Origin of the sequence: Aquitalea sp. ASV15 (genome assembly GCF_016429115.1) — a bacterium.
GTDB lineage: Bacteria > Pseudomonadota > Gammaproteobacteria > Burkholderiales > Chromobacteriaceae > Aquitalea > Aquitalea magnusonii.
In genome coordinates this window covers 1-411 of the sequence record NZ_JAELTZ010000133.1, presented here as the reverse complement: position 1 = coordinate 411, position 411 = coordinate 1, and the positions used below count along the sequence as shown (strand labels likewise).

Annotated in this window: 1 pseudogene; it reads left to right on the top strand. The window is 60.8% G+C overall.

Annotated elements, in window-relative coordinates:
• Positions 1 to 411 (top strand): annotated as a pseudogene (locus JHD64_RS21155) (DUF2235 domain-containing protein); the annotation flags it as partial.

The window sequence follows — 411 nt, the reverse complement described above, 5'->3', positions numbered from 1 at the left end:
GCCGCTATCCGCCAGGCAATCTGGGTGAATTTGTCTACCCCGGCGTGCATTCCGATGTCGGTGGTGGCTACGGCCTGCGCGAGCAGGGCCGCTGTGGTGGCGAGGTGGGCATGCAGCTGTCGCAGATTGCGCTGCGCCGCATGTATCTGCTGGCTTTCCGTGCCGGTGCGCCAATGACGGTGCCAAAAAAATTCTATGACACCAGCGGAGGCAAGCTGGGCAGTATCGAGAATTGGCGCTGGATGGGTGAGGAAACGCAAAACTCTTTTGATGTGACGGATAAACTCATCACCCGCTTCAACGCCTGGGCGCAACTGCGCGACTGCGCCGAGGACACGGTGGAGAAAATCGTGGTCAAGCAAACCGCGCTGCTCACCGCCTGGCGCATCGAACGCTTTGCCGGTGGCCTGG